Here is a 23,015-nt window from a genome sequence, read left to right on the forward strand (position 1 = left end):
GTTGAATTCCTAATTAAGATCGTCAGGATGATTAGCGGTGCCGCCAGCGGCAGAAAGCTGATAAAACCCTATACGCAGAGACAGGAAGCCTGCCGTTCGCTTACTTTTATGAGGAGTTGTTATGACGGGGAAAAAGAGATCGGGTAATGCCGTGTGGGAGTTTTTTCAGCAGCTTGGCCGCACCTTTATGCTGCCGGTCGCGCTGCTCTCATTCTGCGGGATTATGCTGGGCATTGGCAGCTCGCTAAGTAGCCGTGATGTAATTACGCTGCTGCCGCTGTTAGGCCATCCGTTACCGCAGGCAATCTTTATCTGGATGAGCAAAATCGGCGCATTTGCCTTCACCTTCTTACCGGTCATGTTCTGTATTGCCATCCCGCTGGGCCTTGCGCGGGAAGATAAAGGCGTCGCCGCCTTTTCTGGCTTTGTCGGCTATGCGGTGATGAACCTGGCGGTCAACTTCTGGCTCACCGCGCAGGGCATTTTACCGACTAACGACGCAGCCGTGCTCAAGGCGCATAACATTCAGAGCGTGCTTGGCATTCAGTCGATTGATACCGGCATCCTCGGCGCGGTGATTGCGGGGGTGATCGTCTGGCGACTGCACGAGCGCTTTCACACCCTGCGCCTGCCGGACGCACTGGCCTTTTTTGGCGGCACGCGTTCCGTCCCGATTGTCACAAGCGTGGTGATGGGCATTGCTGGCCTGCTGATCCCGCTTATCTGGCCCTGGTTTGCGCTCGGCATTAGCGGCCTCGGGCAACTTATCGATCGCGCGGGCGACTTCGGGCCGATGATCTTCGGCACCGGCGAGCGGCTGCTGCTCCCCTTCGGCTTACAACATATTCTGGTGGCGCTGATCCGCTTTACTGATGCGGGCGGCACCATGGAGGTGTGTGGTCATCAGGTAAGCGGCGCGCTGACCATCTTCCAGGCCCAGCTTGGCTGCCCGCAGACGCACGGCTTTTCTGAGAGCGCGACGCGTTTTCTCTCGCAGGGGAAAATGCCTGCGTTCCTGGGTGGGCTGCCCGGCGCAGCGCTGGCGATGTACCACTGCGCGCGCCCGGAAAACCGCCATAAGATTAAGGGGCTGCTCATTTCCGGTGTTATCGCCTGCGTCGTCGGTGGCACCACCGAGCCCGTTGAGTTTCTGTTTCTTTTTGTCGCCCCGGCGCTCTATCTAATCCACTCCCTCCTCACGGGACTGGGTTTTACCGTGATGGCGGTGCTTGGGGTGACGATTGGTAATACCGACGGCAATGTGATTGATTTTATCGTCTTCGGCGTGCTGCACGGGCTGGCGACCAAATGGTATCTGGTGCCGCTGGTCGCCGCGGTGTGGTTTATCGTCTACTACGCGCTGTTCCGCTTTGCTATTACCCGTTTTGATCTGAAAACGCCCGGCCGCGAACCGCAGACGGTTGAGAGCGAGCAAAGCACGACGCCAGAAGCGAGAGGTCGCTCCGGCTATGATGTCCCGGCCTTGCTTGCCGCCCTTGGCGGAGCGCAAAATGTGCAGAGCCTGGATAACTGCATTACCCGCCTGTGCCTGTCGGTGGGCAGCATGGCGCAGGTCGATGCCGCCGCGCTGAAATCCCATCGCGCGCTCGGCGTGGTGAAGGTCAACGACCACAACCTGCAGGTGGTGATTGGGCCGCAGGTGCAGTCAGTAAAAGATGAAATGGCGCAGCTCATTACGGCCGCGCAGGTACAGATAACCCCAGAGGCAAGTAGATGAAGCGCGACGTTTCCTTTGATTTTTCCACCCCTGTCGATCGCCACGGCACCTGGTGCACCCAGTGGGACTACGTGAGCGATCGTTTTGGCCGCGCCGACCTGCTGCCCTTTACCATCTCGGATATGGATGTCGCCACCGCGCCCTGCATTCTCGACGCCATGCAAAAGCGCCTTGCGCACGGTGTTTTCGGCTACAGCCGCTGGCAGAACGATGACTTTCTCGGCGCTATCGAATACTGGCTCGCCAGCCGGTTCGACACCCGAATCGACTGCGACGCTCTGGTCTATGGGCCGTCGGTTATCTGGATGATTGCCGAGACCATCCGCCAGTGGACGCAGCCCGGCGATGCCGTTGTGGTTCACACGCCCGCCTATGATGCCTTCCCGAAAATGATAAGCCATAATCAGCGCAAGCTGCTGACGGTACCGCTGCATCAGTATCACGGCGGCTGGGTGTGTGACATGACGCAGCTCGAAGCGGTGCTGGCACGGCCGGAAAGCAAGGTTCTGCTGCTCTGCAGCCCGCATAACCCGACCGGCAAAGTGTGGACGCATGAAGAGCTGACCGCGATGGCACTGCTGTGCGAGCGCCACCAGGTGAAAGTGATCAGCGACGAGATCCATATGGATATGGTCTGGGGCGCGCAGCAGCACATTCCGTGGTGCAATGTTGCGCGCTCAACGTGGGCGCTCTTCTCCTCGGCATCTAAAAGTTTCAATATCCCGGCATTAACCGGCGCATGGGGTCTGTTTGGCGACAAGGCGTCGCGCAACGGCTATCTCGACGCGTTAAAAAACGCTAACGGCTTATCCTCCCCCGCGGTGCTGGCAGTAGCGGCGCATGTTGCCGCTTACCGCGAAGGCGGGCCGTGGCTTGAGGCTCTGCGCAGCTATCTGCGCGCTAACCTGGCTTACCTCGCCACAACCCTCAACGACGCCTTCCCGCAGCTGCGCTGGCAGCCGCCGGAGTCGACCTATCTGGCGTGGATCGATCTGCGAGCGCTGGAGATTGATGATGACGGGCTGCAAAAAATGCTGATTGAGGAGCAGCAGGTGGCAATTATGCGCGGCGATGTCTACGGGCCACAGGGGCGCGGGTTTATTCGCCTCAACGTCGGCTGCCCGCGTGTAAAGCTGGAAGAGGGAGTAAAAAGGCTGATTGCCGCGCTGCGTTCATGTTAGCCTGTGGCGAAATTTATCAAGGGAGTGAATGATGGTCTGGGGCGTGTCGCTGGTTTACTTTGTTCTCGGCTGGATCTTTTTTACCCGCACGTTCCGCCTCTATGCGCTGGTGTCGAGCCTGCTGCTGGCCATCGCGCTGCACAATGTGTTGCAGAGCCACTTGCTGGTGATCCTCTATCTCGCCGTGCTGGCGGTGACCTTTATCACGCTCCTGTTGCTTAAACGTAGCCCGGACAAAAAGGGCACGCTCTACTTTTCACTCCCCTGCTGGCTGCTGATCGTCACAGTAATTTTCAACGTCTTCTTCTGAGGGCGTGATCGATGCCAGCCCGGCTTGCGCTGGCATCCGCAGGTGCGTATTTTTCCCTCATCTTTGCACGCCCTCCTTTTCCATCCTGCTCATTTTATTACTATTTTTAATAAGTTAACGAAGTGTTGTATAATGCTTTGCACTTTTACAAAAAGATGAGTGCGATCATGATTGATTTAAAACTGCCTTTAACCGATATCCATCGTCATCTTGACGGCAATATCCGTGCCCAAACCATCCTCGATCTTGGCCGCCAGTATAATTTAACCCTCCCCGCGCAAACCCTCGACGCGCTGCGCCCGCATGTGCAGGTCACCTCGAACGAACCGGATCTGGTGAGCTTTCTCGCCAAACTCGACTGGGGCGTAAAGGTGCTGGCCTCGCTGGATGCCTGCCGTCGCGTCGCTTACGAAAACATGGAAGATGCGGCGCGAAATGGCCTGCACTATGTTGAGCTGCGCTTCTCGCCGGGCTATATGGCGATGACCCACAATCTGCCGGTGGCGGGCGTAGTGGAAGCGGTGATTGCCGGGGTACGCGAAGGAAGCCGCGATTTTAATGTGCAGGCGCGCTTAATCGGTATTCTGAGCCGCACCTTCGGCGAAGCCGCCTGCGAACAGGAGCTGGACGCCCTGCTCGCCCATCGCGACGGCATTACCGCGCTCGATCTGGCGGGCGATGAACTTGGTTTTCCGGGAAGCCTGTTCCTCTCCCACTTTACCCGCGCCCGCGATGCCGGCTGGCAGATCACCGTGCATGCCGGTGAAGCCGCGGGTCCCGAGAGCATCTGGCAGGCGATCCGTGAACTGGGTGCCGTGCGCATCGGTCACGGGGTAAAAGCGATTGAAGATGCCGCGCTGATGGACTTCCTCGCCGAACAGCGCATTGGTATTGAATCCTGCCTCACCTCCAACATTCAGACCAGCACCGTGGCCTCTCTCGATCGCCACCCGCTGAAAGCCTTCCTCGATCACGGCATTCTGGCCAGCATTAATACGGACGATCCGGCGGTTCAGGGGATCGACATTGGTCACGAATATGAAGTCGCCGCCCCGGCAGCCGGCCTGAGCGCTGAGCAGATCCGCCAGGCGCAGATTAACGGGCTGGAGATGGCCTTTATCACTGCCGAAGAGAAACAGGCGCTGCGCGAGCGCGTCGCGCAGGCCTGATGAGCGTGGCTCACGGCAGGCCGTGAGCCATTCACTCAGGTGAGGCTGAGGGTTGCGCGGTGTTTTGCTGACTCAATACCAAGCTCAATCAGCTCCATAATGCGGATCGCCTGGCTTGCCGGAACGGGGTTCTCACCGCCGCCCATCAGCGCATCACGAATTGCCGCATAATAGGCCGGATAGTTGCCCGGCAGCGTCAGCCAGGTCTCCTCTTTCCGCGTTTCGCCGTCGATGCGGGTCAACACGCCATCACGCATGTCATAGCCCCAATCCTCCTGCGGTAAGCGCGCCCCGCTTTTTAAGCGCTCCTCCTGCGGATCAAGACCGTATTTCACATAACTGCCGCGCGTGCCGTGGACGATATAACGCGCGGATTCCGCCGCCGCCAGCAGTGTGCCGTGCAGCACCACGCGGCGCTGGGGATAGGTCAATACCGCATGGAAATAGTCGGTGGATTGCGCGCCCGGGCGCAACTGGGCCAGATCGACGGTTAATGAGACCGGCAGACCAAACAGATTGACCGCCTGGTCGAGCAAGTGCGGGGCTAAATCGTACCAGATGCCGCTCCCCGGGCCGCCCTGTTCGCGCCAGCGGTTACGCACCTGCGGGCGGAAGCGGTCGAAGTGGGATTCGAAATAGGCCACTTCACCCAGTGCGCCATCGGCAAGCAGCGCTTTCAGCGTCAGGAAGTCGCTATCCCAGCGGCGGTTGTGAAACACCGATAACAGGCGACCATAGCTGCGGGCCAGTGCATCCAGCTCGCGCGCCTGTGACAGTGTCACGGTAAAGGGTTTATCAACCACCACATGTTTGCCCGCTTCCAGTGCGGCTTTCGCCAGCGGAAAGTGGGTATCGTTGGGCGTGGGGATGACAATTAAGTCGATATTGGGATCGTTAAACAGACGTTTGGGATCGGCAACGACATCGACGTTCGGCCAGTCGGCTTTGACCTTTGACTCATCACTGCTGGAAATAGCCGCCAGCGCCATTCCGGCGGTGCCTGCAATCAGCGGTGCATGAAATGTTTTACTGGCGTAGCCATATCCGATCACGCCAACCCGAATAATATCACTCATATCACGGCCTCTTTTCAGTGGACCTCCATTTCACACTATCTGCCTGACGCCGACAACCGCTGTTGTGACGCATTTTTACGATGAATAATTCAGCCTATTCTGGTCTGGTTTCCGGTCACAAAATCTGCTTAAATCTGCGCCCACCACCCGTTAATGACTACCGGCGTGTGATGTTAATCCCAGGGAGCAGTATAAATATGACCGCAATATTCAATCGGATTGTTGAATTAATGGGCTGGATTGTGCTCGGCGTATCAACCATTCTGTTGGTGTTTGCCAGCCATATTGATAATTACCAGCCGCCTGAGCAAAGCGTGGTAGTGCAAAAGAAATAAAGGTATTCCCTATTGCTGCGATAGCCCATATCGCGCCAGAAGCGGGTTGCCCGTCATGAGGAAGGACGTTAACCTTCTTCGCCCGGCGCCTTAGTGGCGCCTGGTTTTTATCTGAAAAGAATATGCTTAATTTAATGGCAGATTATTCTCAAGCTATTTACGCCCGGATAATAACGTCTATTATTTGCGCGCATAGTCGTTCTTTTTTTGCCTCTTCATTATATGGACACCCTCCGACATGACCGTGCAGGACTATTTATTAAAATTTCGCAAAATCAGTTCGCTTGAAAGCCTGGAAAAGCTCTTTGATCACCTTAACTACACCCTGACCGAGAGCAGTGAGATCATTAATATGTATCGCGCTGCCGATCACCGCCGCGCTGAGCTGGTCTCCGGCGGGCGGCTATTTGACATTGGGTGCGTTCCGCGCTCGGTATGGCGCTACGTGGTCTGAGTCCGCTGGCAATCGCCGTGCGATGCTTTATACTCGTCGCCCGGCAATGTTTGCCGCAACTGAATGTGTTAACAGAGGAAATGGCATGACAACAACATCCGCAGAACGTATCGGAGGCTGGTTACTCGCCCCTCTGGCCTGGTTGCTGGTCGCGTTATTAAGCACCTCGCTGGCGTTAATGCTCTACGTCACCGCCCTGTTAACGCCGCATGCGCTCTCGGCCCTGCTGGCGCAGCCGTCGAAAGCGATGCTGCTGTTGATCTTATCCTTTGTCTTTGCCGCCGCCCTCTGGTGCTATACGCTCTGGCTGACTATCGCCTTTTTCAAACGCCGCAGCCTGGTGCCGAAACACTACATTATCTGGCTGCTGGTCTGCGTGCTGCTGGCGATAAAAGCATTTGCTTTTTCACCCGTTTCCGATGCGATGGCGGTTCGCCAGCTGATCTTTCCGCTGCTGGCGGCGGCGCTGTTTGTGCCCTACTTCAAGCGCGCGGTGCGTGTGAAGAAGACCTTTATTAACCCGTAAATAACCTTACAGTTAACCTGTTGTCGCCCGGGGCAGTTTGCCCGATAATAGGCGGCTTTTTTCATTTCAGGCCACATAATGACAGACTATCTTCTGCTATTTATCGGAACGGTACTGGTCAACAACTTCGTACTGGTGAAGTTTCTTGGCCTGTGTCCGTTTATGGGCGTTTCCAAAAAGCTGGAAAGCGCAATGGGTATGGGGCTGGCGACCACCTTCGTGATGACCATGGCTTCGATCTGCTCATGGCTTATCGATAACTGGGTGCTGATCCCGTTGAACCTGGTCTATCTGCGCACCCTCTCCTTTATCCTGATTATTGCCGTGGTGGTGCAGTTCACCGAGATGGTGGTGCGTAAAACCAGCCCGGCGCTCTATCGCCTGCTCGGTATCTTTCTGCCGCTTATCACCACCAACTGCGCGGTGCTTGGCGTCGCCCTGCTCAACATCAATCTTGGGCACAACTTTATGCAGTCGGCGCTGTATGGCTTCGCCGCCGCCGTCGGCTTCTCACTGGTGATGGTGCTGTTTGCCGCAATCCGCGAACGCCTTGCCGTCGCCGATGTTCCCGCGCCGTTTCGCGGTAACGCGATTGCGTTAGTTACCGCCGGCTTAATGTCTCTGGCCTTTATGGGCTTTAGTGGTCTGGTAAAACTGTAATGAATGCGATAACCATCGCCGTTGCAGTCCTGAGCGTACTTGGGCTGCTGTTCGGCCTGATCCTCGGTTACGCCTCGCGCCGTTTTGCGGTCGAGGACGATCCGGTTGTTGAACGTATCGATGAACTGCTGCCGCAGAGCCAGTGTGGGCAGTGCGGCTACCCCGGCTGTCGCCCCTACGCTGAAGCGGTGGGCACTCAGGGTGAAAAGATCAACCGCTGCGCTCCCGGCGGCGAAGCGGTGATGCAGAAAATCGCCACGCTGTTAAACGTCGACCCGCAACCGATTGACGGCGATGCCGACGCGCTGGAGCCGGTGCGTATGCTTGCCATCATCGATGAGAGCAACTGCATCGGCTGTACAAAATGCATTCAGGCCTGCCCGGTCGACGCCATCGTCGGCGCAACCCGCGCTATGCATACGGTGATAAGCGATCTCTGCACAGGCTGTAATCTTTGTGTGGATCCGTGCCCGACGCAGTGTATCGACCTGCGCCCGGTTGCGCCAACCACGCAGAACTGGAAATGGGATCTGCACACCATTCCGGTGCGCACTATTCCCGTGGAGCACCATGCTTAAGTTATTTTCCGCATTCCGAAAAGAGAAACTGTGGGATTTCCACGGCGGCATTCATCCGCCGGAGATGAAAACCCAGTCTAACGGTACGCCGCTGCGTCAACTGCCGCTGGCGAACCGTTTTGTCATTCCCTTAAAGCAGCATATCGGCGCTGAAGGCGAACTGTGCGTCAGCGTGGGCGATAGCGTTTTGCGCGGACAGCCGCTGACCCGCGGCCGCGGTCGTATGCTGCCGGTGCACGCGCCGACCTCCGGCACCGTTGTGGCGATTGCACCTCACGCCACCGCGCACCCTTCCGCCCTGCCGGAGCTGAGCGTCATTATCGAAGCGGACGGCGAAGATCGCTGGATTGCGCGTGAAGGCTGGCAGGATTATCGCACCCAGAGCGTTGAGGCGCTGATTGAGCGTATCCATCAGTTCGGCGTTGCCGGGCTGGGCGGCGCTGGCTTCCCGACCGGTGCCAAGCTGCAAGGCGCCGGCGATAAAGTCGATACGCTGATTATCAATGCCGCCGAGTGCGAACCCTATATCACCGCCGACGATCGCCTGATGCAGGATTGCGCCGCGCAGATTATGGAAGGGGTGCGCATCCTCGCGCATATCCTTCAGCCGCGCCAGGTGCTGATCGGTATCGAAGATAATAAACCGCAGGCGATCTCGATGATGCGTGCGGTGCTGGCGGGCAGCCACGATATTCAGCTGAAAGTGATCCCGACCAAATACCCCTCCGGCGGGGCAAAGCAGCTGACGCAGATCCTCACCGGCAAGCAGGTGCCGCACGGCGGACGCTCGTCCGATATCGGCGTGCTGATGCAGAACGTCGGCACCGCTTACGCGGTGAAGCGCGCGGTGATCGACGGTGAACCGTTAACGGAGCGCGTAGTGACCCTGACCGGTGAAGCGGTTAGCCGACCGGGCAACGTCTGGGCGCGGCTCGGCACGCCGGTTCGCCACCTGCTCGATTTCGCTGGCTTCCAGCCTTCGGCAGAACAGCTGGTGATTATGGGCGGCCCGCTGATGGGCTTTACCCTGCCGTGGCTGGATGTGCCGGTGGTCAAAATTACTAACTGCCTGCTCGCCCCTTCGGCTAGCGAAATGGGCGAAACGCAGGAAGAGAAAGGCTGCATCCGTTGTAGCGCCTGCGCCGATGCCTGCCCGGCGGACTTGCTGCCGCAGCAGCTCTACTGGTTCAGCAAAGGCCAGCAGCACGACAAAGCCATCGCACACAATCTCTCTGACTGTATCGAGTGCGGTGCCTGCGCATGGGTCTGCCCGAGCAATATTCCGCTGGTGCAATATTTCCGCCAGGAGAAAGCGGAGATCTCCGCCATCGCCGAGGAAGAGCGACGCACCGCCGAAGCGAAGGCGCGTTTTGAAGCCCGTCAGGCGCGTCTTGAGCGCGAGAAACTGGCGCGCCAGGCGCGTCACAAGCAGGCCGCCGCGAAGCCTGGCGAAGAGGATAAGCAGGCAATTGAAGCCGCCCTCTCGCGCGTGAAAGAGAAACAGGCCACTGCCGCAGAGCCGGTGGTGGTGCAGGCTGGTGCCGAGCCTGATAACCGCGAAGTAATTGCCGCCCGCGAAGCGCGCAAAGCTGAGGCGCGGGCGCGTCAGGCGGAAAAAGCACAGCAGGCAGAGGCTGAAGGCGACGACCCGCGCAAATCCGCGGTCGAAGCAGCGATTGCCCGTGCGAAAGCGCGTAAAGCGGAGCATGCGCAGAAAGTCGCTGCCGCTACCGAGCCGGAAACCACCGAACTGGTTGATCCGCGTAAAGCCGCCGTTGAAGCGGCGATTGCCCGCGCGAAAGCGCGTAAAGCGGAGCAGGCACAGAAAGAGGCTCCAGCTGCCGAACCGGAAGCCAGCGAGCCGGTTGACCCGCGCAAAGCCGCCGTTGAAGCGGCGATTGCCCGCGCCAAAGCGCGTAAAGCGGAGCAGGCACAGAAAGAGACGCCAGTTGCCGAACCGGAAGCCAGCGAACCGGTCGACCCGCGCAAAGCCGCCGTCGAAGCGGCGATTGCCCGCGCGAAAGCGCGTAAAGCGGAGCAGGCGCAGAAAGAGACGCCTGCTGCCGAGCCGGAAAGCAGTGAGCCGGTCGACCCGCGCAAAGCCGCCGTCGAAGCGGCGATTGCCCGTGCCAAAGCCCGTAAAGCAGAGCAGGCCCGCGCGCAATCCAGCGCAGAAGAGGCCTCCACGCACACCCAGGCTGCCAATGACGATCCGCGTAAAGCGGCGGTCGCGGCGGCCATTGCCAGAGTTCAGGCTAAAAAAGCCGCGCAGCAAGCTGTTAACGAGGATTAAATGGTTTTCAGAATCGCAAGTTCCCCTTACACCCATAACCAGCGCCAGACCTCGCGCATTATGCTGCTGGTCACGCTGGCGACGATACCGGGCATCACCGCGCAGCTCTGGTTTTTTGGCTGGGGAACGTTGATCCAGCTTATTCTCGCTATCGTCAGTGCCCTGTTGGCCGAAGGGCTGGTGCTGAAACTACGCAAACAGTCCGTCAGCACCATTCTGGCGGATAACTCGGCCCTGTTAACCGGCCTGCTGCTCGCCATCAGTATCCCCTCTTTTGCACCGTGGTGGATGGTAGTGCTGGGCACCGTGTTTGCGGTGATTATCGCCAAGCAGCTGTATGGTGGTCTTGGTCATAACCCCTTTAACCCGGCGATGATCGGCTATGTGGTGCTGCTTATCTCCTTCCCGGTGCAGATGACCAGCTGGTTGCCGCCCCATGATATTGCGCGCACGGTGCCCGGTTTGCTGGATGCCCTTCAGGTGATCTTTACCGGTCACAGCACCACGGGTGCGACGATGGATGCCCTGCGCATGGGCGTGGATGGCATCAGCCAGGCGACGCCGCTCGACACCTTTAAAACCTCGCTGCATGCCGGACACAGCGTTGAGCAGATTATGCAGTACCCGATCTACAGCGGCGTGCTGGCGGGTGCAGGCTGGCAGTGGGTTAACCTTGGCTATCTGGCGGGCGGGATCTTTTTGCTGTCGCAAAACACCATTCGCTGGCATATCCCGGTCAGCTTCCTGCTCTCGCTGACCCTCTGCGCCACCCTTGGCTGGTTCTTTGCCCCGCAGAGCTTCTTAGCCCCGCAGCTGCATCTGCTTTCGGGTGCGACGATGCTCGGCGCATTCTTTATTCTTACGGATCCGGTCACCGCCTCGACCACCAATAAAGGCCGTCTGATTTTCGGCGCGCTGGCTGGTTTGCTGGTGTGGCTGATTCGCAGCTTCGGCGGCTACCCGGATGGCGTCGCCTTTGCGGTGCTGCTGGCGAATATCACCGTGCCGCTGATTGATTACTACACGCGCCCGCGTGTGTATGGACATCGTTAAGGAGCCGTCATGCTAGAGACAATGCGTAAACATGGCGTCACGCTGGCCCTCTTTGCCGCTGGCTCCACCGGCCTGACCGCCGCCATTAACCAGATGACCAAAAGCACCATCGCCGACCAGGCGGTATTGCAGCAAAAAGCGCTCTTCGATCAGGTGCTGCCGCCCGGGAGCTATACTAACGCGCTGGCGCAGAGCTGTTATGTGGTGAGCGACCCGGCGCTCGGTAAAGGTTCGCATCGCGTATGGATTGCGCAGAAAGAGGATAAACCGGTGGCGGCGGTGATTGAATCGACCGCGCCGGATGGCTACTCCGGTGCTATCCAGCTGCTGGTCGGCGCGGATTTTAGCGGTACGGTGCTGGGCGTGCGTGTTACCGAACACCATGAAACGCCGGGTCTGGGCGATAAAATCGAGCTGCGCATCAGTAACTGGATCACCTACTTTGCCGGCAAGAAAATCGACGGCCCGGCCGATAGCCACTTTGCCGTGAAAAAAGATGGCGGCAATTTCGATCAATTTACCGGTGCGACCATCACCCCGCGCGCGGTGGTGAATGCGGTGAAGCGCACCGGGATTTACGCCATGACGCTGCCTGAGCAGCTGTCCCGTTTGCCAGAGTGTGGAGAGTAAACGATGAGCGAAGTAAAAGAGGTCATTGTCCAGGGGCTGTGGAAAAACAACTCCGCGCTGGTGCAGTTACTCGGCATGTGTCCGCTGCTGGCGGTAACGTCGACCGCTACCAACGCCCTCGGACTGGGGCTGGCGACCACGCTGGTGCTGACCCTGACTAACCTGTTTATCTCCCTGCTGCGGCGCTGGACGCCGTCGGAGATCCGTATTCCCATCTACGTGATGATCATCGCCTCGGTGGTGAGCGCCGTGCAGATGCTGATCAACGCCTATGCTTTCGGCCTCTATCAGTCGCTGGGGATCTTTATTCCGCTGATCGTCACTAACTGTATCGTGGTGGGTCGCGCAGAAGCTTTCGCGGCGAAAAAAGGGCCGGCGCTATCGGCGCTGGACGGTTTTGCCATCGGCATGGGGGCGACCTGTGCGATGTTTGTCCTTGGCTCGATGCGTGAAATGCTCGGCAACGGCACGCTGTTTGACGGCGCGGATGGCCTGCTGGGAAGCTGGGCGAAAGGGCTGCGCATCGAAGTGTTCCATACGGACTCGCCGTTCCTGCTGGCAATGCTGCCGCCGGGCGCATTTATCGGCCTCGGTATGATGCTGGCGGTGAAGTACTTAATCGATCAGAAAATGAAAAAACGTCGTGAAGCCGCTGCCGCCGCGAAGGCCAACGACGCGCCAGAGACCTCGCCCGGGAAGGCATAATGAACAAAGCGAAACGCCTCGAAATCCTCACCCGGCTGCGGGAGAACAACCCGCATCCGACCACCGAACTGAACTTCGCCTCGCCGTTTGAACTGCTGATCGCCGTGCTGCTCTCAGCCCAGGCGACGGATGTCAGTGTCAATAAAGCGACGGCGCTGCTCTACCCGGTTGCCAATACGCCGCAGGCGATGCTGGAGCTGGGCGTCGATGGCGTGAAGCAGTACATCAAAACCATCGGCCTTTACAACAGCAAAGCGGAGAACGTCATTAAGACCTGCCGCATTTTGCTGGAAAAACATGGTGGCGAAGTGCCGGAAGATCGCGCCGCGCTGGAAGCCCTGCCGGGCGTCGGGCGTAAAACCGCCAATGTGGTGCTGAATACCGCTTTTGGCTGGCCGACTATCGCCGTGGATACCCATATTTTCCGCGTCTCTAACCGCACGCGCTTTGCGCCGGGGAAAAATGTCGAAGAGGTGGAGGAAAAGCTGCTGAAAGTGGTGCCGGCGGAGTTTAAAGTCGACTGCCATCACTGGCTTATTCTGCACGGGCGATACACCTGCATCGCCCGTAAACCCCGCTGCGGCTCCTGCATTATTGAAGATTTGTGCGAATACGACAGTAAGACCGATTAACGCCTCAGAAGGGGCGTACCACCGCCAGTACCGTAATCACCGCGGTAAACAGCACCAGCAGCAGCGTAGCGTTGTTCAGCGCGCCTGTACGCTTCAGGGTTTCACCGTTCGCCAGCCGACGCAGCGTGGCGGAGAGAAAGCCGTGCAGGCCCGATAGCAGCACCACAAACACGATCTTGATGATTAACCACAGGTGCGGCATCTGCCCGTGGGCCACCAGCATGGTGATACCGGCAATCCACAGCACGATCATCGCCGGGCTGGTCATTCTGCGGTTCCAGCTGCGTACATCGTTAAGCAGAATCAGAGTGGTGCTTTTATCGTTCTGTCGCAGGCTCCACTGCGCCACCATGGCGGTCATCAGCATGCCGCCAATCCAGACGATTGCGCTGACAAGATGTACTGCGTTGATCCACGGATGTAAATTCATCGCTTTGCTCCCATAAAAATAAAGTCCGAAGTCTGCCACTGCGGCGCCCTGCTGTCATGAACAACCGGCTTATCCGGGCAACAATTGTTAATTATTTCTCCGGTAAGCGTATCGCTTGTAAAAAAAGCCGCCACAAAGTGGCTGATTTTAGGAGATAACTCATTGTGATATGACTCACAACTCTGCAAAAGAGTCACCCGGTGACACGATCGGGCAGTCGAATGGCACCTTGAGCAAATAATCATCCGCTTATACACTTTCAGGCAGTTGAAACCTTTTTTTAGAAGAAAAAAATCCAACGCCAGGCGCTTTGAGGCTTATTTGCTAAGGCAATGTTAATAAAGGGCTAAATGTTAAAATCTACGCATCCCTGATATCCATCCCGTCCCTACTCTGGCGGGACATCCAACCAGATATGTCTCAGAAACCAGCCCAATGCACTGCCTGTGCGCGAAAATAGCCGAACATATCCCTTACCCCCGCGTTGAGATGTTAAGAACCAGTAGAAAAATCCACTTTTACCAAAATGATAAAATTAAACTCTGAATAACAATTCAGTTTGCCGAGCAAAGTTATGCGCTGGATCTATGTAACAGAATATGTCAAAAGACTTGCCTCATGGGCCAGGATAGTGAACATTACCCGCCGTTTCTCCTCCCAATATAACTAAAAGCGTGATGCAAACTGGTTATCGCGCGCTGAACACCCCCCGTTAATATGGGATGTAAAAAAAGAGGTCTACGTGTCAACTGCAAACAAACCAACAGAAAGCGTCAGCATGAACGCTTTCAAACAACCGAAAGCGTTCTATCTCATCTTCTCGATCGAATTGTGGGAACGTTTTGGTTACTACGGCCTGCAAGGGATCATGGCCGTTTACCTGGTTAAGCAACTGGGAATGTCGGAATCAGACTCCATTACGCTCTTCTCCTCCTTCAGCGCACTGGTCTATGGCCTGGTGGCTATCGGCGGCTGGCTGGGCGATAAAGTGCTCGGTACTAAACGTGTGATCCTGCTGGGCGCGATTGTGCTGGCGCTGGGTTATGCGCTGGTGGCCTGGTCCGGTCACGATGCCAGCATCGTCTATATGGGCATGGCAGCGATTGCCGTCGGTAACGGTCTGTTTAAAGCCAACCCCTCTTCGCTGCTCTCAACGTGCTATGACAAGGATGACCCGCGTCTCGACGGTGCGTTCACCATGTATTACATGGCGGTGAACGTTGGCTCCTTCTTCTCAATGCTGGCAACGCCTTGGCTTGCTGCCCGCTTTGGCTGGAGCACCGCGTTTGGTCTGAGCGTCGTTGGCCTGCTGATCACCATCGTTAACTTTGCGTTCTGCAAACGCTGGGTGAAAAACTACGGCTCCAAACCGGACTTCGAACCGCTGCGCATCGGCTACCTGCTGGCGACTATCGTCGGTATTGCGGTGCTGATCGCGATTGCCACCTGGCTGCTGCATAACCAGGGTATCGCGCGTATGGTACTGGGCGTGATCGCGCTGGGCATTATCGCCATCTTCGCGAAAGAGACCTTTACCCTGCAGGGCGCGGCGCGTCGTAAGATGATCGTTGCCTTTATCCTGATGGTGCAGGCTATCGTCTTCTTCGTGCTCTACAGCCAGATGCCGACCTCCCTGAACTTCTTCGCTATCCGTAACGTTGAACATACCCTGTTCGGCATCGCGTTTGAGCCGGAGCAGTATCAGGCGCTGAACCCGTTCTGGATCATTATCGGTAGCCCGATTCTTGCCGCTATCTATAACAAAATGGGCGACACCCTGCCGATGCCGCACAAGTTTGCTATCGGGATGGTGCTCTGCTCCGGCGCGTTCCTCGTGCTGCCGCTGGGCACCAAGTTCGCCTCTGATGCCGGTATTGTTTCCGTAAGCTGGCTGATTGCGAGCTACGGCCTGCAGAGTATTGGTGAGCTGATGATCTCCGGCCTTGGCCTGGCGATGGTCGCACAGCTGGTGCCGCAGCGTCTGATGGGCTTTATTATGGGCAGCTGGTTCCTGACCACCGCGGGCGCGAATATCATCGCCGGCTACGTGGCCAACCAGATGGCGATCCCGGAGAACGTCACCGACCCGCTGATGTCCCTGAACATCTACGGTAGCGTCTTCCTGCAGATTGGTATTGCGACGGCGGTGATTGCCGTGCTGATGGTGCTGACCGCGCCGAAGCTGAACCGCATGACCCAGAGCCGTGACGACGCGGATGAAGCGTCCAAAACCGCCACTGCGTAATCGCAAGCGGGTAGAAATGAAGAAGCCGTTAACGTCAGTTAGCGGCTTTTTTTTTATGCAACGGCGTACTACTCTATGCCGGAATTCAGATAAAAGGAAACGTCGATGAAACTGTTCTACAAGCCAGGTGCCTGCTCACTCGCCTCCCATATTGCGCTGCGCGAAGCCGGGAAAGAGATCTCCCTTATCAGTGTCGATCTGATGAAAAAACGTCTGGAAGATGGCGAAGACTTTTTCGCGATTAACCCGAAAGGCCAGGTTCCGGCGCTGCTGCTGGATGACAGCACGCTGATCACCGAAGGCGTTGCCATTATGCAGTACGTTGCGGATAACGCGCCGCAAAGCCAGCTGCTGCCGGCTGTCGGTACGCTGCCGCGCTACAAGGCGCTGGAGTGGCTGAACTATATCGCCACCGAGCTGCACAAGGGCTTTACCCCGCTGTTCCGCCCGGATACGCCGGAAGAGTACAAACCGACCGTGCGCGCACAGCTGGAGAAGAAGCTGCACTACGTTAACGACGCCCTGAGCGGTAACGGCTGGATCAGTGGCGAGCACTTCACCATTGCCGATGGCTATCTCTTCACCGTGCTGCGCTGGGCGCATGCGGTAAAACTCGATATGAGCGGTCTTGGCAATATCGAAGCCTACATGTCACGCGTGGCGGCACGCCCGGCGGTGGCTGCGGCGCTCTCCGCGGAAGGCATTGCCTGATTTACAGCGGCCTGCCTAAATGCAAGGCAAAGAAAAAGGCGGGATATTCCCGCCTTTTTTATCGTCTGAAGCCAGTGAAAATTACTTCCAGCACACCAGGCAGTAGTTCTTCTTACCGCGACGCAGCAGCGTGTAGCGACCAAACAGTCGGTCGGCATCGGTAAAGAAGTACTCCGGATCGGCCTGCTTTTCACCGTTAATGGTGACCGCGTTAGAGGCGATGGTTTTGCGCGCCTGGCCGCGGGACGGCTGTAGCTCGGAATCCACCAGCGCCTGCATCAGATCCGCGCCCTTCTCCATCTCAACCATCGGTACGCCATCCTGCGCCAGCTGTTCAAAGTCGGCTTCGCTGAGATCGCTCAGCGTGCCGTTGAACAGGCTTGCGGTGATGCGTTTCGCGGCGGTCAGACCCTCGTCACCGTGAACCAGACGTGTTACCTGCTCGGCCAGCACATACTGCGCGCGCGGCGCTTTCCCGCTGTTCTTATCTTCTTCTTCCAGCGCGTTGATCTCAGCGATGTCCATAAAGGTGAAGAATTTCAGGAAGCGATAGACATCGGCATCAGCGGTGTTGATCCAGAACTGGTAGAACTTGTACGGGCTGGTTTTCTTCGGATCGAGCCACACCGCGCCGCCTTCGGTTTTACCAAACTTGGTGCCGTCGGCTTTGGTGATCAGCGGTACGGTCAGGCCGAAGACCTGGTTCTGATGCAGACGACGGGTCAGGTCGATACCGGAGGTGATGTTGCCCCACTGATCGGAGCCGCCAATCTGCAACGCCACGCCGTAGCGCTCGTTCAGGCAGGCAAAGTCATAGCCCTGCAGCAGGTTGTAGGAGAATTCAGTGAAGGAGATGCCGACATCATCGCGGTTCAGACGCTGTTTGACCGCTTCTTTGTTAATCATCTGGTTAACAGAGAAATGCTTACCGATGTCGCGCAGGAAGGTCAGCACGTTCATGCTGCCGAACCAGTCGTAGTTGTTCGCCGCGATAGCTGCGTTCTCGCCGCAGTCAAAATCGAGGAACGGTGCCACCTGGTTGCGGATCTTGTCGACCCACTCCTGCACGGTATCTTCGGTGTTGAGTTTACGCTCGGAGGCTTTAAAGCTCGGATCGCCGATAAGCCCCGTGGCGCCGCCCACCAGCGCGACCGGTTTGTGACCCGCCTGCTGGAAGCGTTTCAGGCATAACAAAGGAACCAGATGCCCCAAATGCAAGCTGTCAGCGGTGGGATCGAAGCCGCAATAGAGCGCGATTGGCCCCTGCGCCAGTCGCTCTGCTAACGCTTCCTCATCCGTCACCTGGGCCACCAGGCCCCGCTCTTGCAATTGTTTAATCAAGTTACTGCTAGCCATCAAATTCTCCATGTATAAAACGGACTGCACCTATGCCGGTACACGACTTTTCGCCAGATGCGAAAGGATACTTCAGGGGGGCAGATAGCATAAAGCGCCGGGCTACGTTGCACCAGCGCTTATCACAACATTTTCGGCGTTTTACGGTGCCAGACGGTCGATTTTCCACGCGCCATTTTCACGCTGGTACAAAAAACGATCGTGCAGACGATTTGCACCGCCCTGCCAGAACTCCATCTGCTCAATTGGGATGCGATAGCCGCCCCAGAAACTGGGCAGTGGCACCTCGCCTTGCTGGAATTTCTGTTTCAGTTCGAGGAATTTGCTTTCGAGGATACCGCGCGCCGAGATGCGGCTTGATTGCTTCGAGACCCATGCGCCGATTTGGCTGTCGCGCGGGCGGCTGTGGAAATACTTCACCACTTCAAGGGTGGAGAGACGCTCCGCTTTGCCGGTCACCATCACCTGGCGCTCCAGCATATGCCACGGAAAAAGCAGGCTGATAGCCGGATTATGTTCCAGATGCTGTGCTTTACGGCTGCCGAGGTTGGTGTAGAACACCAGCCCTTTTTCGTCGTAGTGCTTGAGCAGCACAATGCGCTGATAGGGTTGCCCCTGCTCATCAACGGTGGCGACCACCATGGCCGTCGGGTCAGCGAGCTGCGCTTCACACGCCTGGCCAAGCCAGCGCTCAAAGAGCGTTAAGGGTTCAGCGGGAAGGTCGGCGCGGCGCAGACCGCCTTTGGTGTACTCACGGCGCAGGTGCGCGATGTGCTGCAATTGATCGTTATCAGTCATGGCGTTAGCGAAAGTTGTCCTCAGGGAGAGCTATTATGCGCCCCCCGGTGAAAATCTCAACGCTGCGGAATTAACTGACAGTTGTTTAACACAATGCGGTCGTGTTTATAGACGGTAGCACCGTCACCTTTTGACCAGAATACGTATACACCGTCGGTGTAACGCGCGCCCGAGGCGGAGAGCCCCTGTTGCAGGGTCAGCTGCTGGTTATCAAGCACGAAACTCGCCTGCTGGCGGGTCTGGTTAATCTTCACGGTCAGCGGCTTTTCATCGCACTGATAGGCGAGAGTGTCGGTGTGCATGCGCTCGACGAACTGGTTGTAATAGCTGCATCCGGCGAGCAGTGCGGGCAGGCAGATGATAAGGATTTTTTTCATAGGATACTCCGGGACGCTCCTGGTCACGGAGAGCGAAGCGCCCTCCTTAAACCCGGTCAGTCTAGCGGCGTACCCCTGAAGTGGAATGCGGTTAACTCTGATTCTGCCGTGGGTTAGCCGGGAAGATAGCCCCCAGCACCGTTGGCGCGGCAGCACCGGTCACCGAGGGGAGATTGCCCGGCAAGCCAGCCAGCGTGCGCCAGGCCAGCCACGCAAAGGCGAGCGCCTCCATATCGTCGCCGCTGATCCCGGCATCATCGGTCGGTGCCACTTCAATACCCGGAAGCTGGCTTGCCAGACGCGCCATTAAAAGCGGGTTACGGCTACCGCCACCGCACACCAGCAGCCGCTCGCAGCCACCGCTGAGTAGCACCTGTTCGGAGATGGTGACCGCCGTCAGCTCCACCAGCGTCGCCTGTACATCGCAGGCGGCAAGCCCCGGATAGTGAACAAGATGACGCTCCAGCCAGGCGGCGTTGAAATACTCCCGCCCGGTGCTCTTCGGTGCCGGCTCGGCAAAATAGGGATCGCTCAGCATTCTTTGCAGCAGCGGCAGGATCACTTTGCCTTCGCTCGCCCACTGCGCGTTCTCATCGTAGGGTTTGCCCAGATGACGCCAGATCCACGCATCAAGCAGCATATTGCCGGGCCCGGTGTCGAAACCTCTGACCGGCTGGCCAGGGATTAAGAGCGAGAGATTGGCGATACCGCCGATATTGAGCACCATACGCCGCTCAACCGGGTGCGCGAGCAGCGCGTGATGAAAAGCGGGCACCAGCGGCGCGCCCTGCCCGCCGAGCGCCATATCGCGGCGGCGAAAATCACCGACTACGGTAACACCGGTACGCGCGGCAATCTGGTTGTTATCACCGATTTGCAGCGTGTGCGGTGCCACGCCCGTCGGTTCGTGCCAGACGGTCTGGCCGTGACATCCAATCGCCACAATATCCTGGGCAACGAGCTGCTCTCTGTCCATCAGGGCTAATACGGCATCGGCAAAGAGTTTGCCGAGCTGCGTGTCGAGGCGGCCAAGCTGAGAGAGGGTCAGCTTCTGCCCCTGACAGATATTGAGGATCCCCTCTTTAAGCGGCAGCGGAATGGGAAAGGTCAGGCTTGCCTGCTGCGCGACCATGGTGTCGTCGATGGCGGCCAGCACCACATCTACCCCGTCCAGACTGGTGCCCGACATCACCCCAATATAGCGACCTGATTTCATATCCCTTCCTTTCATGCATGGCAAAGAGGCTCCACTCCACCATAAAGCGTCCGTTTACGCCATCGACTGCAAACACTTTTTAACAATCCTCACCATTTTGCTTAAGTGTAAATGGCGCAAAGTACGCTTATAATCGCTTCGTTTAGATCGGGTTGATCGCGCTTTGTGTATCATTTTTTTCGGGAATTGGCTGAAGATTCGAGTGGCATTGCGAATATGCCATATAATTTAGCCATGACGGATGCTCGCAAGGGCGTTTCATGGTGAACAGGAGATTCATAAATGATGTTACGTGCACTGGCAGTTTCGCTGGTTGGTTTTACATTGGCTGGGTGTGTGAATAACGACTCGCTCTCCGGCGACGTCTACTCTGCATCCGAAGCCAAACAGGTGCAAAATGTCACTTACGGCACCGTGGTTAACGTTCGTCCGGTGCAGATTCAGGGCGGTGATGACAGCAATGTTATCGGCGCGCTGGGTGGTGCCGTACTGGGTGGTTTCCTGGGCAACACCATTGGCGGCGGCGCAGGTCGTTCGCTGGCAACCGCCGCAGGTGCAGTAGCCGGTGGCGTTGCGGGTCAATCCGCGCAGGGTGCGATGAACAAAACCCAGGGCGTGGAGCTGGAAATTCGTAAAGATGACGGCAACACCATTATGGTGGTGCAGAAACAGGGTAAAACCCAGTATGTTGCAGGTCAGCGCGTCGTCATGGCGAGCAACGGCCGCGAAATTACCGTTTCCCCGCGTTAATCACGAGTCTGTGCGGTCATGCTGATGACCGCATAAGCTTGCCCGCCAATGGGCATAAAAAAAGCCTTGCGATTGCAAGGCTTTTTGCTTTTAGTCTCGCGACTGGAGCTCGGTAATATTGTGCTCCAGCCGGGCGATCATCTTAATCAACATCTCAAGCTCCTCCGCAGAGAACCCGGATAGAATCTCACCCCGGGTCTTACGAATTACCGTCTCCATCTGATCGATGATAGGCGACGCTTTGTCAGTCAATTTAATGCGTTTTGCCCGCCGATCGCTGGCGCAAGTCTGGCGAGAAATCAGGCCCTTCTCTTCCAGTTGATCGAGCGTGCGCACCAGTGAAGGCTGCTCAATGCCGATCGCTTTTGCCAGTTGAATTTGCGACTGATCGGGCGGTAACTGATGAATATTGTGCAGCGTCACCCAGTGTGTCTGCGTTAATTCCAGAGGTTTTAGGCGATGGTCAATCAAAGCACGCCAAATGCGCACTAAGCGTGCCAGATCAGAACCTAATGGCGATTCCAATTTCATCTCCTTATAATTAGTTTGCTAAGTTATTCTACTCATTTTAGAATAGTTTGCAGCATTTATATTTGTAAAACAAATATATTGCTCGCCTCGCCAGGGCTTGTGCCGCGCCGCTTTCCGCGCGCTGGCGCACTTATTTTAAACAGGACAGTGACGCGTGAAGTTAACCTCAAGTTCTCCCGATTTACCCTTCCAGGATCTTATCTTTGGCGCCTCGGTCTATTTTCCGCCGCTCTTCAAAGCCGTGATGCTGGGCTTTCTTATCTGGCTGATGGCGCACCGCCTGCTGCGCGACTGGATCTACGCGGGCGATATCTGGCATCCGATGCTGATGGATCTCTCCCTCTTTGTGATTGCGCTGAGCCTCGCGCTCGGCCTGTTGATGGTGTGGTAACGATGCGGCTTAACTCCCTGAAGTATTTCTCAACGTTATTGGTCGTGGCGATTGCGCTGGCCGCAGGCTGGTGGATGTGGAACGTCTATATGCAGTCGCCCTGGACGCGGGATGGCAAAGTGCGCGCCGAGCAGGTGAGCATCACGCCGCAGGTCTCCGGCACTATTCGCCAGCTGGCGGTGAAAGATAACCAGTATGTTCACGCAGGCGATGTGCTGTTTCTGCTTGACGATACCCCTTATCACATTGCTGTGGTGAATGCCGAAGGGCAGCTGGCGAAGGCGCAAACGGAGCTGGCAAAAGCCAATAACGAAGCCAACCGCCGCCGCCACCTCTCCCATAACTACATTTCGGCTGAAGATCTCGACACCGCCAATATTGGCGTGAAAGCGGCGCAGGCCGATGTTGCCGTCGCCACGGCGCAGCTTAACCAGGCGAAATGGCAACTGGCGCAAACCCGCATTACCGCGCCGGTTGATGGCTGGGTGACAAACCTCTCTGCGCGCACGGGCAACTACGCCACTGCCGGTCAGCCGGTGTTTGCGCTGGTCGACAGCCACTCATTTTATGTCGTTGGCTATTTCGAAGAGACCAAACTGCGCCATATTCGTGAAGGTGCCGCAGCGAAGATTGTACTCTACAGCAGCAATAAAACGTTACAGGGTCACGTAGCCAGCATTGGTCGCGCCATTTACGATCAGAGCGTGGAGGCGGACAGCGGGCTGGTGGCGGATATAAAACCGACAGTTCCATGGGTGCGGCTGGCGCAACGCGTGCCGGTACGCATTCAGTTTGACGCCCTGCCGCAGGATATGACGCTGGTGGCCGGCACCACCTGCACCGTCACCATCAGCGAGCAGCCGTGAGCAG

26 protein-coding genes are annotated in these 23,015 nt (G+C 57.3%); 19 read left to right on the forward strand and 7 right to left on the reverse strand.

All coding sequences use genetic code 11. The features are described 5' to 3' along the window. The first annotated feature begins 121 nt into the window (after nt 1-121). The 4 genes from malX to add all read left to right on the forward strand — a co-directional run bounded on the left by malX (nt 122) and on the right by add (nt 4,398). The gene (gene malX, locus IAE48_RS00370; RefSeq protein WP_200133100.1) at nt 122-1,738 is read left to right on the forward strand and encodes a maltose/glucose-specific PTS transporter subunit IIBC; all 1,617 of its coding nucleotides are present in this window, start codon (nt 122-124) and stop codon (nt 1,736-1,738) included. Next, complete coding sequence (locus IAE48_RS00375; RefSeq protein ID WP_200133101.1) at nt 1,735-2,919, forward strand: MalY/PatB family protein; 1,185 nt, start codon at nt 1,735-1,737, stop codon at nt 2,917-2,919. The genes malX and IAE48_RS00375 overlap by 4 nt, the downstream gene beginning before the upstream one ends. A 28-nt stretch (nt 2,920-2,947) precedes the next feature. Then, nucleotides 2,948-3,229 carry a hypothetical protein gene (locus tag IAE48_RS00380; RefSeq protein WP_225975726.1) on the forward strand — a complete coding sequence of 94 codons (282 nt, stop codon included), beginning with the start codon at nt 2,948-2,950 and terminating at the stop codon, nt 3,227-3,229. 167 nt (nt 3,230-3,396) lie between these two features. Continuing rightward, complete coding sequence (gene add, locus IAE48_RS00385; RefSeq protein WP_200133102.1) at nt 3,397-4,398, forward strand: adenosine deaminase; 1,002 nt, start codon at nt 3,397-3,399, stop codon at nt 4,396-4,398. Between the two features lie 35 nt (nt 4,399-4,433). On the opposite strand, the gene IAE48_RS00390 is transcribed toward add, so the two are convergent. Continuing rightward, on the reverse strand, nt 4,434-5,474 hold the full coding sequence (locus IAE48_RS00390; RefSeq protein WP_200133103.1) for an oxidoreductase: 1,041 nt from the start codon (nt 5,472-5,474) through the stop codon (nt 4,434-4,436). A 197-nt stretch (nt 5,475-5,671) separates the two neighbouring features. On the opposite strand from IAE48_RS00390, the gene blr reads away from it, so the two are divergent. From blr to nth, 10 genes are all read left to right on the forward strand, one after another. Next, nucleotides 5,672-5,809 carry a division septum protein Blr gene (gene blr / locus IAE48_RS00395; RefSeq protein ID WP_023481427.1) on the forward strand — a complete coding sequence of 46 codons (138 nt, stop codon included), beginning with the start codon at nt 5,672-5,674 and terminating at the stop codon, nt 5,807-5,809. A gap of 238 nt (nt 5,810-6,047) precedes the next feature. Further along, nucleotides 6,048-6,263, forward strand: a complete 216-nt coding sequence (gene ydgT, locus IAE48_RS00400; RefSeq protein ID WP_023481783.1) for a transcription modulator YdgT — start codon at nt 6,048-6,050, stop codon at nt 6,261-6,263. An 85-nt stretch (nt 6,264-6,348) separates the two neighbouring features. Further along, complete coding sequence (locus tag IAE48_RS00405) at nt 6,349-6,789, forward strand: DUF2569 domain-containing protein (RefSeq protein ID WP_200133104.1); 441 nt, start codon at nt 6,349-6,351, stop codon at nt 6,787-6,789. A 78-nt stretch (nt 6,790-6,867) separates the two neighbouring features. Then, entirely contained in the window at nt 6,868-7,449 is a 582-nt protein-coding gene (rsxA, locus tag IAE48_RS00410) for an electron transport complex subunit RsxA (protein WP_023481348.1), read from the forward strand. Then, entirely contained in the window at nt 7,449-8,027 is a 579-nt protein-coding gene (gene rsxB / locus IAE48_RS00415) for an electron transport complex subunit RsxB (RefSeq protein WP_200133105.1), read from the forward strand. The genes rsxA and rsxB overlap by 1 nt, the downstream gene beginning before the upstream one ends. Further along, nucleotides 8,020-10,320, forward strand: a complete 2,301-nt coding sequence (rsxC, locus tag IAE48_RS00420) for an electron transport complex subunit RsxC (protein ID WP_200133106.1) — start codon at nt 8,020-8,022, stop codon at nt 10,318-10,320. The genes rsxB and rsxC overlap by 8 nt, the downstream gene beginning before the upstream one ends. Beyond that, complete coding sequence (gene rsxD / locus IAE48_RS00425; protein WP_200133107.1) at nt 10,321-11,373, forward strand: electron transport complex subunit RsxD; 1,053 nt, start codon at nt 10,321-10,323, stop codon at nt 11,371-11,373. 9 nt (nt 11,374-11,382) lie between these two features. Next, nucleotides 11,383-12,003 (forward strand): electron transport complex subunit RsxG, encoded by a 621-nt coding sequence (gene rsxG, locus IAE48_RS00430; protein WP_200133108.1) that lies wholly within the window; start codon nt 11,383-11,385, stop codon nt 12,001-12,003. Nucleotides 12,004-12,006: 3 nt separating this feature from the next. Then, on the forward strand, nt 12,007-12,708 hold the full coding sequence (locus tag IAE48_RS00435; RefSeq protein WP_042716886.1) for an electron transport complex subunit E: 702 nt from the start codon (nt 12,007-12,009) through the stop codon (nt 12,706-12,708). Further along, nucleotides 12,708-13,340, forward strand: coding sequence for an endonuclease III (gene nth, locus IAE48_RS00440; protein ID WP_200133109.1), 633 nt, complete (start codon nt 12,708-12,710; stop codon nt 13,338-13,340). Before IAE48_RS00435 ends, nth begins: the two co-directional genes overlap by 1 nt. A 4-nt stretch (nt 13,341-13,344) precedes the next feature. On the opposite strand, the gene IAE48_RS00445 is transcribed toward nth, so the two are convergent. After that, entirely contained in the window at nt 13,345-13,770 is a 426-nt protein-coding gene (locus IAE48_RS00445) for a CopD family protein (RefSeq protein WP_200133110.1), read from the reverse strand. Nucleotides 13,771-14,512: 742 nt separating this feature from the next. On the opposite strand from IAE48_RS00445, the gene dtpA reads away from it, so the two are divergent. Both dtpA and gstA read left to right on the forward strand, forming a co-directional pair. Next, nucleotides 14,513-16,015: a dipeptide/tripeptide permease DtpA gene (gene dtpA / locus IAE48_RS00450; protein ID WP_023481746.1), complete on the forward strand. Its 1,503-nt coding sequence runs from the start codon at nt 14,513-14,515 to the stop codon at nt 16,013-16,015. 105 nt (nt 16,016-16,120) lie between these two features. Beyond that, a complete protein-coding gene (gene gstA / locus IAE48_RS00455; protein WP_200133111.1) occupies nt 16,121-16,726 on the forward strand; it encodes a glutathione transferase GstA in 606 nt (201 codons plus the stop codon). A gap of 81 nt (nt 16,727-16,807) precedes the next feature. Here gstA and tyrS read toward each other — a convergent pair whose 3' ends face one another. From tyrS to anmK, 4 genes are all read right to left on the reverse strand, one after another. Continuing rightward, on the reverse strand, nt 16,808-18,082 hold the full coding sequence (gene tyrS, locus IAE48_RS00460) for a tyrosine--tRNA ligase (protein ID WP_054802846.1): 1,275 nt from the start codon (nt 18,080-18,082) through the stop codon (nt 16,808-16,810). 141 nt (nt 18,083-18,223) lie between these two features. After that, nucleotides 18,224-18,880, reverse strand: coding sequence for a pyridoxamine 5'-phosphate oxidase (pdxH, locus tag IAE48_RS00465; RefSeq protein WP_076769772.1), 657 nt, complete (start codon nt 18,878-18,880; stop codon nt 18,224-18,226). Between the two features lie 56 nt (nt 18,881-18,936). Then, nucleotides 18,937-19,257 carry a C-type lysozyme inhibitor gene (gene mliC, locus IAE48_RS00470; RefSeq protein ID WP_042716941.1) on the reverse strand — a complete coding sequence of 107 codons (321 nt, stop codon included), beginning with the start codon at nt 19,255-19,257 and terminating at the stop codon, nt 18,937-18,939. Nucleotides 19,258-19,348: 91 nt separating this feature from the next. Beyond that, entirely contained in the window at nt 19,349-20,473 is a 1,125-nt protein-coding gene (anmK, locus tag IAE48_RS00475) for an anhydro-N-acetylmuramic acid kinase (protein WP_200133112.1), read from the reverse strand. Nucleotides 20,474-20,755: 282 nt separating this feature from the next. On the opposite strand from anmK, the gene slyB reads away from it, so the two are divergent. After that, the gene (gene slyB / locus IAE48_RS00480; protein ID WP_023481629.1) at nt 20,756-21,223 is read left to right on the forward strand and encodes an outer membrane lipoprotein SlyB; all 468 of its coding nucleotides are present in this window, start codon (nt 20,756-20,758) and stop codon (nt 21,221-21,223) included. Nucleotides 21,224-21,313: 90 nt separating this feature from the next. On the opposite strand, the gene slyA is transcribed toward slyB, so the two are convergent. Next, nucleotides 21,314-21,754: a transcriptional regulator SlyA gene (slyA, locus tag IAE48_RS00485; protein WP_054802850.1), complete on the reverse strand. Its 441-nt coding sequence runs from the start codon at nt 21,752-21,754 to the stop codon at nt 21,314-21,316. Between the two features lie 154 nt (nt 21,755-21,908). Between slyA and IAE48_RS00490 the strand changes: the two genes are divergently transcribed. Beyond that, nucleotides 21,909-22,145 (forward strand): DUF1656 domain-containing protein, encoded by a 237-nt coding sequence (locus IAE48_RS00490; RefSeq protein ID WP_054802851.1) that lies wholly within the window; start codon nt 21,909-21,911, stop codon nt 22,143-22,145. 2 nt (nt 22,146-22,147) lie between these two features. Beyond that, nucleotides 22,148-23,011 (forward strand): HlyD family secretion protein, encoded by an 864-nt coding sequence (locus tag IAE48_RS00495; protein WP_200133113.1) that lies wholly within the window; start codon nt 22,148-22,150, stop codon nt 23,009-23,011. Nucleotides 23,012-23,015: the final 4 nt, after the last annotated feature.

It is taken from the genome of Kosakonia sp. S57 (genome assembly GCF_016516575.1).
In the GTDB taxonomy this organism is placed as follows: Bacteria; Pseudomonadota; Gammaproteobacteria; order Enterobacterales; family Enterobacteriaceae; genus Kosakonia; species Kosakonia cowanii.

What these genes read in the sequence shown, in the direction of transcription:
- malX (WP_200133100.1), top strand. Translation starts at nt 122, where the DNA reads ATGACGGGGAAAAAGAGATCGGGTAATGCCGTGTGGGAGTTTTTTCAG.
- IAE48_RS00375 (WP_200133101.1), top strand. Translation starts at nt 1,735, where the DNA reads ATGAAGCGCGACGTTTCCTTTGATTTTTCCACCCCTGTCGATCGCCAC.
- IAE48_RS00380 (WP_225975726.1), top strand. Translation starts at nt 2,948, where the DNA reads ATGATGGTCTGGGGCGTGTCGCTGGTTTACTTTGTTCTCGGCTGGATC.
- add (WP_200133102.1), top strand. Translation starts at nt 3,397, where the DNA reads ATGATTGATTTAAAACTGCCTTTAACCGATATCCATCGTCATCTTGAC.
- IAE48_RS00390 (WP_200133103.1), bottom strand. Translation starts at nt 5,474, where the DNA reads ATGAGTGATATTATTCGGGTTGGCGTGATCGGATATGGCTACGCCAGT.
- blr (WP_023481427.1), top strand. Translation starts at nt 5,672, where the DNA reads ATGACCGCAATATTCAATCGGATTGTTGAATTAATGGGCTGGATTGTG.
- ydgT (WP_023481783.1), top strand. Translation starts at nt 6,048, where the DNA reads ATGACCGTGCAGGACTATTTATTAAAATTTCGCAAAATCAGTTCGCTT.
- IAE48_RS00405 (WP_200133104.1), top strand. Translation starts at nt 6,349, where the DNA reads ATGACAACAACATCCGCAGAACGTATCGGAGGCTGGTTACTCGCCCCT.
- rsxA (WP_023481348.1), top strand. Translation starts at nt 6,868, where the DNA reads ATGACAGACTATCTTCTGCTATTTATCGGAACGGTACTGGTCAACAAC.
- rsxB (WP_200133105.1), top strand. Translation starts at nt 7,449, where the DNA reads ATGAATGCGATAACCATCGCCGTTGCAGTCCTGAGCGTACTTGGGCTG.
- rsxC (WP_200133106.1), top strand. Translation starts at nt 8,020, where the DNA reads ATGCTTAAGTTATTTTCCGCATTCCGAAAAGAGAAACTGTGGGATTTC.
- rsxD (WP_200133107.1), top strand. Translation starts at nt 10,321, where the DNA reads ATGGTTTTCAGAATCGCAAGTTCCCCTTACACCCATAACCAGCGCCAG.
- rsxG (WP_200133108.1), top strand. Translation starts at nt 11,383, where the DNA reads ATGCTAGAGACAATGCGTAAACATGGCGTCACGCTGGCCCTCTTTGCC.
- IAE48_RS00435 (WP_042716886.1), top strand. Translation starts at nt 12,007, where the DNA reads ATGAGCGAAGTAAAAGAGGTCATTGTCCAGGGGCTGTGGAAAAACAAC.
- nth (WP_200133109.1), top strand. Translation starts at nt 12,708, where the DNA reads ATGAACAAAGCGAAACGCCTCGAAATCCTCACCCGGCTGCGGGAGAAC.
- IAE48_RS00445 (WP_200133110.1), bottom strand. Translation starts at nt 13,770, where the DNA reads ATGAATTTACATCCGTGGATCAACGCAGTACATCTTGTCAGCGCAATC.
- gstA (WP_200133111.1), top strand. Translation starts at nt 16,121, where the DNA reads ATGAAACTGTTCTACAAGCCAGGTGCCTGCTCACTCGCCTCCCATATT.
- tyrS (WP_054802846.1), bottom strand. Translation starts at nt 18,082, where the DNA reads ATGGCTAGCAGTAACTTGATTAAACAATTGCAAGAGCGGGGCCTGGTG.
- pdxH (WP_076769772.1), bottom strand. Translation starts at nt 18,880, where the DNA reads ATGACTGATAACGATCAATTGCAGCACATCGCGCACCTGCGCCGTGAG.
- mliC (WP_042716941.1), bottom strand. Translation starts at nt 19,257, where the DNA reads ATGAAAAAAATCCTTATCATCTGCCTGCCCGCACTGCTCGCCGGATGC.
- anmK (WP_200133112.1), bottom strand. Translation starts at nt 20,473, where the DNA reads ATGAAATCAGGTCGCTATATTGGGGTGATGTCGGGCACCAGTCTGGAC.
- slyB (WP_023481629.1), top strand. Translation starts at nt 20,756, where the DNA reads ATGATGTTACGTGCACTGGCAGTTTCGCTGGTTGGTTTTACATTGGCT.
- slyA (WP_054802850.1), bottom strand. Translation starts at nt 21,754, where the DNA reads ATGAAATTGGAATCGCCATTAGGTTCTGATCTGGCACGCTTAGTGCGC.
- IAE48_RS00495 (WP_200133113.1), top strand. Translation starts at nt 22,148, where the DNA reads ATGCGGCTTAACTCCCTGAAGTATTTCTCAACGTTATTGGTCGTGGCG.